Annotated in this window: 8 protein-coding genes; 1 reads left to right on the top strand and 7 read right to left on the bottom strand. The window is 35.4% G+C overall.

What is annotated here, in order from left to right; translation table 11 throughout:
- Positions 1–42 precede the first annotated feature (42 nt).
- Positions 43–351 carry a glycosyltransferase family protein gene (locus JCM14932_RS17000; RefSeq protein ID WP_235700525.1) on the top strand — a complete coding sequence of 103 codons (309 nt, stop codon included), beginning with the start codon at positions 43–45 and terminating at the stop codon, positions 349–351.
- A gap of 32 nt (positions 352–383) precedes the next feature.
- Here JCM14932_RS17000 and JCM14932_RS05420 read toward each other — a convergent pair whose 3' ends face one another.
- The 7 genes from JCM14932_RS05420 to JCM14932_RS05450 all read right to left on the bottom strand — a co-directional run bounded on the left by JCM14932_RS05420 (position 384) and on the right by JCM14932_RS05450 (position 9,411).
- A complete protein-coding gene (locus JCM14932_RS05420; protein ID WP_025023990.1) occupies positions 384–995 on the bottom strand; it encodes a TetR/AcrR family transcriptional regulator in 612 nt (203 codons plus the stop codon).
- A gap of 10 nt (positions 996–1,005) precedes the next feature.
- Positions 1,006–2,397 (bottom strand): Nramp family divalent metal transporter, encoded by a 1,392-nt coding sequence (locus JCM14932_RS05425; protein ID WP_025023991.1) that lies wholly within the window; start codon positions 2,395–2,397, stop codon positions 1,006–1,008.
- 303 nt (positions 2,398–2,700) lie between these two features.
- Positions 2,701–3,315 (bottom strand): L,D-transpeptidase, encoded by a 615-nt coding sequence (locus JCM14932_RS05430; protein WP_025023992.1) that lies wholly within the window; start codon positions 3,313–3,315, stop codon positions 2,701–2,703.
- 156 nt (positions 3,316–3,471) lie between these two features.
- Complete coding sequence (locus JCM14932_RS05435) at positions 3,472–5,451, bottom strand: SLAP domain-containing protein (RefSeq protein WP_025023993.1); 1,980 nt, start codon at positions 5,449–5,451, stop codon at positions 3,472–3,474.
- A 154-nt stretch (positions 5,452–5,605) separates the two neighbouring features.
- Entirely contained in the window at positions 5,606–7,282 is a 1,677-nt protein-coding gene (locus JCM14932_RS05440; RefSeq protein ID WP_025023994.1) for an SLAP domain-containing protein, read from the bottom strand.
- Positions 7,283–7,398: 116 nt separating this feature from the next.
- Complete coding sequence (locus JCM14932_RS05445; protein WP_025023995.1) at positions 7,399–8,739, bottom strand: glucose-6-phosphate isomerase; 1,341 nt, start codon at positions 8,737–8,739, stop codon at positions 7,399–7,401.
- Between the two features lie 51 nt (positions 8,740–8,790).
- Positions 8,791–9,411, bottom strand: coding sequence for a VanZ family protein (locus JCM14932_RS05450; protein WP_025023996.1), 621 nt, complete (start codon positions 9,409–9,411; stop codon positions 8,791–8,793).
- Between the last annotated feature and the right edge of the window lie 145 nt (positions 9,412–9,556).

Here is a 9,556-nt window from a genome sequence, read left to right on the forward strand (position 1 = left end):
TTATTCGCCTATCTACAAGACTCCGCATCTGGCGCACAACTAATGAGAAGTTCGATATCCTTCTTAAGAGCTCGTGTGAAGATTCTTCATGACGATATCGACAAGCCACAGACCACTGAATTCTTCTATGCATATTCTAATTACTTGTTCGAATCAGGAATCTTCCTGGATCGACCACAACAAGTATCTGATGACTTCAGTAAGTCGCAACCGACAATGTGGAAGTCATCACGACGTGAATGGCCGTTCTTGAAGAGTCTCAACATGGACATGCTCGAATTATCTGTATATTTCCATATAATATCTGGAGTTAAATACTTTTTGAATCGCACGCCTAATAAAATTGAGTAAAACAAAAGAGCCTATCGATTTTCGATAGACTCTTATTTTGTAATTAGTTTTATGAACAACTGAACTTGATCTATTGTACGTTTTCTTACCTCTGGTTCAATTGTCTTTTTATTCTTGATCAATAACTCTTCATAAATCGACCGCTGCGTTATAGCAACAATAATATCGATTAGAGTTGTTATCTCATCATCTGAAATACAAATTTGATCTTGAATGTTTTTGACACTCGTAGTCAAATTCTTCTTGATTCGAATCAGGATCTGAGAAATCCATTCAGATTGCTCATTGGACAAGATGGCACGTTCTCGGATAGTGATCATGAATGAACGATACCCTTCCTCATCTGAAAATATTTCACAGACTCGATCATACATATCAAGTATCTGTTCTTCAAATTCTTGTAAGGAATGAACTTCAATACTAGAACGAGCAACTCCTTGTTCACGATGAACCATCCCTTTTTCAACGATCATATCCAGAATTTGTTTCTTACCCTCTGGAAAATAATAATATAAAGAACCGTCAGAAATTCCAACGGCCCGATTTATTTCACGCGTAGTAGTTGCTTCAAAACCTTTTTTGGCAAATAGATCTTGAGCGGCCTTTAAAATCTTTTCTTTTTGAATGTCACTCTTTTTTACCATTTATCCTCCACTAAGCTTCCACAATTGTTTGAACGATCAAATAAATATTTAAGATTATCAAAACGATGGTTGCGAACCAAGCACAGTACTTGACCCACTTCTTATTCTTGAATTGTCCCATTATCTTCTCATCACTGGTGAATAGTACCAGTGGGATGATGGCGAATGGCAAAGCCACACTCAAGAATACTTGTGAGAATGTCAATAAGTTTTCGATCTTAGCTTCATTATCGTGATAATAGAAAGCAAAAATCAAAACTGGTGTAACTGACAAAAGTCTTGTCAAAAGACGTTGTGCCCACAATGGCATCTTTAATCTAATGAAACCTTCCATGATGATCTGACCAGAAAGTGTACCAGTAATTGTTGAACTTTGACCTGATGACAACAAGGCAACAGCGAACAACATACTCAAGATAGGACTGGCAATGGCACCAACGACTTGCTTATTGCTCAAGGCATTGAACAAGTCAACGAAACGTCCTAGTTCACTATTTGTACCATAGAATAATGCGGCACCTAATATCAAAAGCAAACTATTAACGATGAAAGCTAAGAATAACTGGATATTTGAGTCAATTGTTGAGAACTTGATTGCTTTGGCAATATCCTTCTTATCTTCACGATTAACTTTTCTTGTTTGAGAAATTGATGAACCCAAGTACAAATCATGAGGCATAACTGTGGCACCAACAATACCAAGTGATAGATACAACATACCATTGTTGGTAATAATGCTACTCTTTGGGAAATAACCATCAATAATTCCTGCAACACTTGGCTTAGCTAGGAATACTTCATATAAGAACACTAATAAAATAACTGAAACTAATGTCGCAACGATAGCTTCAATCTTACGGAATCCTAACTTCATTAGCAATAGCAAAATCAAAACATCGGCAGCAGTAATCAAAATACCAACGATCAACGGTATATTGAACAACAGCTTAATAGCAATACCTGAACCAATGATCTCAGCGATATCCGTCGCCATGATCGCCAATTCAGCGATGATCCAGAGGATGATTCCTCCAGTCTTAGAAGTCTTCTCACGTGTTAGCTGAGCAAGATCCTTCCCTGTTACGATACCAAGCTTGGCAGCCATTGATTGTAATAACATGGCAATCAAACTTGAGATAAGTACGACTGACAAAAGTGTGTACTTATATTGAGCACCACCGGCGATTGACGTGATCCAGTTACCAGGATCCATATAACCTACGGCAATCAAAATACCGGGACCTGTATAAGTCATCAACGTTCTCCAGAATCCAGCGCCTTCAGGCACTTCGATACTGCCGTTGATCTCATCCAAACTCTTGTTTTCAGCAGAGCTGGCACTTACAAACTTGCCGTGCTTAGCGGTTGTCTCGTTTGTTTCTACTTCACTACCATCTTTCATAGTAGTACCTCTTTTCTATTGGTTTAGAAATTCGGCGATATATTATCATTTATAACTTATGATGTTATCTCCGTATTTTTCACAGTTATTGAGCACACGATTAAGTCATACAGCACTTATAATTATATTAATATTGAATAATTTGAGCGTGCGCTCAATTAACCATTGATATAATATCATGATTTACAGAAAAATACACCGATTTTTTTGGAAAAACTAAAAATATTTTTGTATATAATTAAAAGAACCGCTTAAGGCCGTGAATTTCTGCCTTGAGCGGTTCTTTTTTGTTTACATTTTGTCTTATTGTACAACTACCTTCATTCCACCAGGAACTGAAGAATTGATCCATTTTGCATCAGGAATAGTTAAACGTACACAGCCATGACTTGAACGTTCGCCTAGCTTATGTGCTTCGCTTTCGACATACTTACCATCCTTGTCGGTTGGAACTGAGTGGAATAAGTAAACTCCCCAGTCTTTGAATGATGTCCAATAGTTGGCACCTTCCTTAGACTCAGAGTTGTAGAATGAATCGCCACGGTTTTGGATATGGAATGTTCCCTTAGGTGTTGGTGAACCCTTTTCCCCTGTGGCGGCCTTCATAGTATACAAAGTATTTTTACCATCGATAATATAAACTCTTTGCTTATCGATCGATACCTTGATATAAGCATCTTTATGCTTGGCTAAGTCTGGATAAGCCTTAGACTCAGATGGACGTTTCCATTCATTCAAATCCTTTTTTTTGGCCTTTGCTTTAGCTTCCTTTTTCTTTTTAGCAATTTGTTCGGTCTTCTGTTCAGCTGCAACTAAACGTGCCTTATTATTATTGCTGACAAAAACTGAAATGACGGCAATAGCAATCACCCCAACAATCGCGATTACTGCTGCAATTAACTTTTTATTTTTAATCATAAGATCCCCCGTGGTCTAATAATAATATACATAGTCACACGGCACAATAGACTTTTTATTTATGTAATGAAAGCATAACAATGTTAATTATATCCAAATATATTTGTTGTTTTGTAAAAAAATAAGATGATATCCAGAGGATATCACCTTATGAAGTTATTTTTGAGTAAATGTAACGTCACTAGCTTTTACCCATTCATCAGTCGCAACTCGATACATTGTTTCATTATCAATAGTCTTTGAAATCTTATCAGTAACAAAGGTAGAATTCTTGGCTAAAGCACGGTTAGATTGATCACCAGTATCCTTATAAAGAGTAGCCTGTGTATTAGCTTTAACTACGCCTTTAACTCCCTTGATCAAAATAACATCGTCAGCCTTGACCCACTCATCAGTTGCTACACGATAATACTTAGTGCCGTTGAATTCAGCATAACCGTCATACAACCAATCTGTTGTGTGCTTCAAAGCTCGATTCAATCTGACACCATTTAAGTTCAAAATCAACTTATCTGAATCAGACTTAGTTTGTAGAACACCAGATTCTTTGGTGTATTCTCTGACATCATCTGCTTTGATCCACTCGCTATTAGAAATTTCGTAGTATGTGGTGCCATCAATTATATTTTTTTGAGTTGTGTTAAAGGTAGTTATCTTACTTAAGGCTTTATCTGAAACTTTTTTACCATTTTGATCATAAACCGGAATTGAATCTGATTTCTTTGTAATCAATGACAACTTGTTAATATCGGATATCTTCGAATTATTAGAACTTGAACTGGAGTTAGAGCCACTGTTTGAAGAACTACTTACCTTTGGGGTAACCGTCACGGTTATTGTTGATGATGGAACACCAGTTAAATTATAGGTTACCTTATAAGTTCCCGGCTTGTTGGTATCAACCTTATCACCAGTTATAGTTAGCTCACCATTGCTAATTGCAGCATCAATTGTAGTCTTATCTATTGAATACAATTGACCATTAACCATTTCACCTGTCAAACCACTAGATGGATCCCATGTTTGACCTTGTACAACTGAAACATCAGTTGTATTAAGTTTTGGTAACATGCTCTTCAACATAATTTGTTGTGTTAGTTTAATCATCAATGGATAATCGTGACCATTTATAGTCATGAACTCTTTAATTTCAACAGATAATTTATCCTCTGTTATTCTGTCAACCTTAATTGTTTGTGAATCCGGGTCATAAACCGCTGTAGGTTTAGCTGAATCACCTGAACTATCCACAGTAATCACAGGAGTAACTGTTGCATCCTTATGAATGTATTTGCTGATATCAATTGATTCAGAATCATTGTCAGCATAAAGATCTTCCATGTTGATACTCAACGGGTTTGGATAATTGGGTAAAGTAACATTTGTAAGAGACTTATTCGATTCAAGCGCATTAATATCATCAATATTAATGCCAGTATCTCCAGATAAATTTAATGTTTTCAAATTCTTCAAATTCGAAATACCAGATATATCAGTTAAACCTGGAATGTCAATTGTAGTGTTAGTTGGATTGTTGGAAAGATCTAAATCAGATAATGAAGTCAATCCTGAAAGGTCATCAATATTGGTTATATCAGCATTACTTAATTTCAATGATGTTAACTTACTCATGTTTTTCAATGCAGAAATATCACTAATTGTTCCTCGACCATTTGAAGGATCACCACCACCAAGATCCAATGACGTTAAATTAGTAAGCAATTTTAAATCATCAAGATTTGTAGCAGTTTTGACATACGGAGTTGCATTTAAATTCAATTCTTTTAACTGAGTCAAATTAGATATAGGACTTATATCTTTAACACCACTATTTTGTAAATTTATCGAAGTCATTTTTGTGCCATAGTTTAATCCAGATATATCCTCCAAAGGTGAGTTAATATCAGCATTATAATCAAAAGACGGCAAACCCTCAATAAACTCAGGAGTTGCAAACTTTTCTGCACCAAGGAAAAGCTGGGATTTAACTCCAAAAGCTATTCCATCAGAACCGACATCATTAATACTTTCAGCCCTAACAATATTAACAGTCGGCTGACGAGTAACAAAATTGGTACCCATCATAAACATTCCACTGGCTAATCCAGTAGCAATCAAAAACATACTTTTCTTCAAAAGAAACATCCCCAAACTTATTAATGGACCGAATAATAATAAATATAATTATTACATATGAGGATTATTATAAGTCTATATACAAAAAATGTGCCCATTAAATTTCAAAATAATAAAAAAATAATGGCCATACTGGCCACTACTTAAATATTTATTAATTAAACGTTACATCGCTAGCTTTTACCCATTCATCAGTCGCAACTCGATACATTGTTTCATTATCAATAGTCTTTGAAATCTTGTCAGTAACAAAGCTCGAATCCTTAGCTAAGGCACGGTTAGATTGATCACCAGTATCCTTATAAAGAGTAGCCTGTGTATTAGCTTTAACTACGCCTTTAACTCCCTTGATCAAAATAACATCGTCAGCCTTGACCCACTCATCGGTTGCTACACGATAATACTTAGTTCCATTGAATTCAGCATAACCGTCATACAACCAGTCTGTTGTCTGCTTCAATCCACGATTAAGTTTTATACCATCCGCATTTAACAATTGTTTATAGGAATCAGACTTACTCTGCAAAACTCCTGATTCTTTAGTATATTCTCGAACAGAATCAGATTTAACCCATTGATCATTAGCAATCTCATAATAAGTATTATCATCAATTACATTTTTTTCAGTTGTATTGAAAGTCGTCAATTTGCTTAAGGACTTATCAGATATTTTCCTACCATTTTGGTCATAAATAGGAATCGAATCGGATTTTTTAGTAATCAACAAAGTTTTTTTGATATCTGAAATATCTGATACATTTGAATCAGAATGAGATACACTACTTGAATTATTCTCTTTGGGTTTAACGGTAACGGTTGAGGTAGTCGGATAAATAAAACCTTCATATAATGGTGAATAGTATTCAACCTTATATGTCCCTAGTTTATTTGTGTCTAATTGATTTTGAACAGGTTTTACAGAAATAAAAGAATTATCATTATATCCAAAATGGTCTTTTAAGTATGTACTGTCCCATTTACTACCGGCTCTTTCCATAACTTTACCCAAATAACTTGCATCTTCAATTCCAGCCTCAGGATCCCATTTATCGCCTTGATCAATAGTAATATCTTTAGCATGAAATTGTGGCATGTAATCAACACAGTTATAACGCTTGCTTAATATCATATTTGCAATGGGGTTACTACCATTTTTCAATTGTATTTTTTCACTAAATGGAATCCCTATATCCTGCACCGAAGAATTATCCTTATTAGTGATTTTTATTTTAGATGCATCACTATAATTTATATCTGCACCCGTAGGAGATAAAACCATATCTCCATCTATTTCTACACTATTTTTATCAGCATTAGCATCAACAAAATCATATATGTTAAGAGTTGCACTGTTACCGTACATATAATCATCTGGAGCCATTATACTTTGCTGCCCAAGTACACATTTATCAAGTTGAAACAACTTATTCAATACACCAAAATCTTTAACAAGATTAAAACTGATATCCAATGATGTTAAATTAGTTAATCCACCCAATACACTAATATCACTTATTTCATTTGAACTTACATTCAAGCCAGTTAATGAATCAGCATATTGAATACCTGATAAATCAGATATATTCTGATTTGACAAATCAAGTGTTCCGGTCAATGTTCCCAAATAATCTTTTGTTACTGCTGAAACATCGATACCCTCTTTGGTAGCAATAGCAGTTCTAAGGGAATCTGAAATTCCATCAGATTCTTCTGTACTTGAACTAGTTTCCTCTGTCGCAGCATTAGCGATAACTGGTGTACTTATATTGTTACTAATTGCAAATATTCCACCAGCCATGGCGGCTGTTAATAAAATCAAACTCTTCTTCACAAAAAACATCCCTAACAAAATACTTATATGTACTCATTGTAGTTCTTCATTGAAAATTTGATCAAAATAAAAAGGTGATTGCCATAACGGCAACCACCTTTTTCAATATCCAAATATTATAGACGTTCGTTTAATTCTTTGCCAAGTTCTTCAAAGCCTGGTTTGCCAAGCAATGCGAACATGTTCTTCTTGTATGCTTCAACACCCGGTTGGTTGAATGGGTTGATACCATTCAAGTAACCTGAAACGCCAACGGCAATTTCAAAGAAGTAGATCAAGTAACCTAATGTGTAGGCATTTTGTTCTGGAATGTGAACGCTCATTACAGGAACGCCACCGTCAGTATGAGCAAGTACAACACCTTCGTAAGCACGTTTGTTTACGTAGTCCATTGACTTACCTTCAAGATAACCTAAGCCATCAAGATCTTCTTTTTCACTAGGAATTTCCATTTCAAAACGAGGTTTGTCGATGACAACAACTGTTTCCATCAAGTTACGACGTCCTTCTTGGATATATTGACCTAATGAGTGAAGGTCAGTTGAGAAGTTAGCTGATGATGGGTAGATACCCTTTTGGTCTTTACCTTCAGATTCACCCATCAATTGCTTCCACCATTCACCGAAGTATTGTAGGTTTGGCTCGTAGTTCTCAAGCAATTCTGTTGTGTAACCTTTACGATACAAGATGTTTCTTAATGCAGCATACTTGTAGGCATCGTTCTTTGATAGATCAGCATCTGAGAAGTCTTCACGTGCTTTAGCAGCACCTTCCATTAACTTGTCAATGTCGATACCAGCAACGGCGATTGGTAGTAGACCAACAGCTGTAAGAACTGAGAAACGACCACCGATGTCATCAGGAACAACGAATTCTTCGTAGCCTTCAGCATCTGATTCTGTCTTCAAAGCACCCTTAGCACGGTCAGTAGTAGCGTAGATACGGCCCTTAGCGCCTTCTTCACCATACTTTTCAACCAACTTAGCTTTCAAAATACGGAAAGCGATTGAAGGTTCTGTAGTTGTACCTGATTTTGAGATAACGTTGATACTGAAGTCACGGTCACCAATAACTTCAATAAGGTCAGCAAGGTAGTTAGGAGAAATTGAGTTACCTGCAAAGTAAACTTCTGGAACATCCTTGTTATTCTTAACGTTATAGAATGATGAACTTAGAAAATCAATAGCAGCACGAGCACCTAAGTATGATCCACCAATACCGATTCCGATAAATACTTCTGAATCAGATTGGATCTTCTTAGCAGCTTTCTTAATGCGAGCAAATTCATCCTTGTCGTAATCAACTGGTAAGTCGATGAAACCACGGAAGTCAGCACCGGCACCGGTACCCTTACGTAGTTCGTCATCGGCAGCAGTTACAAGGTTTTGCATTTCGCCGAGTTCATTTTCATGAATGAACTTATTTAATTTTGAATCATCAAATTTAATATGTGTCATTTTCTCTCCTCCATTTATCCTAAAACTAGATTATCATTTCCACTGAAAATTTCAAATCTTTATGTGATTTTTCAACCAATTTCCAACAAAATAAATCAAATATCCAATTGCCGCACCAATTGTGTTCGAAATCACATCATCAATATCCGTTACACCGGTGTTTAAAATGAATTGCAAACCTTCTATAGAAATAGAAACCAAAGCACCAATTAAGACAACTTTGAAAAATTTCCGGTCTTTCTTGCCCAAAGCAGGAATAAAGATTCCCATCGGAACGAACCATACAATATTACCATATAAATTATAAAAGAAATCTACTAAAGACTTACCATTTAATAATTTAAATGTCTGCACGAATGGTACCGTGTTGATATCTGAAAGCGGTCGATGGAAAAAGAACTTGAATTCCCACAAAAAATAGTCATCTCTAAAGACGGTCAACGCAAAAAGCAGGAACACGTAAAACGCGAATACCGTTACCCAAAATTCATGGGCAAAACTCGTCTTCTTATGTTTCCACTTAATCCAAATAAATCTTAATATAATGAAGAAAAGCGTATATAATATAGCTTTATCAACAGCATAGAAAGACAGGCGAATCAACGGAAAATGATTAATCCTAGTTGCATACATATTTGATACATAGTTATACAAGGGTCCTAAAAATATCATTTTTCTCATTCTTTCCCACTTTTTACTTAATACGTATTATACTAACAATTAAGCAAATTATTTAGAAGAATATAAATTTATTAAAGAAATTTTACAAACAAGGAACTTTTAATGAATTAAAATAAAAATTAATTTTTGAACAAAA

This window comes from Companilactobacillus nodensis DSM 19682 = JCM 14932 = NBRC 107160 (assembly GCF_000615905.1).
In the GTDB taxonomy this organism is placed as follows: domain Bacteria; phylum Bacillota; class Bacilli; order Lactobacillales; family Lactobacillaceae; genus Companilactobacillus; species Companilactobacillus nodensis.

Bases quoted from the DNA above. Each gene is read 5' to 3' on its own strand.
- JCM14932_RS17000 (WP_235700525.1), top strand. From the start codon at position 43: ATGAGAAGTTCGATATCCTTCTTAAGAGCTCGTGTGAAGATTCTTCAT.
- JCM14932_RS05420 (WP_025023990.1), bottom strand. From the start codon at position 995: ATGGTAAAAAAGAGTGACATTCAAAAAGAAAAGATTTTAAAGGCCGCT.
- JCM14932_RS05425 (WP_025023991.1), bottom strand. From the start codon at position 2,397: ATGAAAGATGGTAGTGAAGTAGAAACAAACGAGACAACCGCTAAGCAC.
- JCM14932_RS05430 (WP_025023992.1), bottom strand. From the start codon at position 3,315: ATGATTAAAAATAAAAAGTTAATTGCAGCAGTAATCGCGATTGTTGGG.
- JCM14932_RS05445 (WP_025023995.1), bottom strand. From the start codon at position 8,739: ATGACACATATTAAATTTGATGATTCAAAATTAAATAAGTTCATTCAT.
- JCM14932_RS05450 (WP_025023996.1), bottom strand. From the start codon at position 9,411: ATGATATTTTTAGGACCCTTGTATAACTATGTATCAAATATGTATGCA.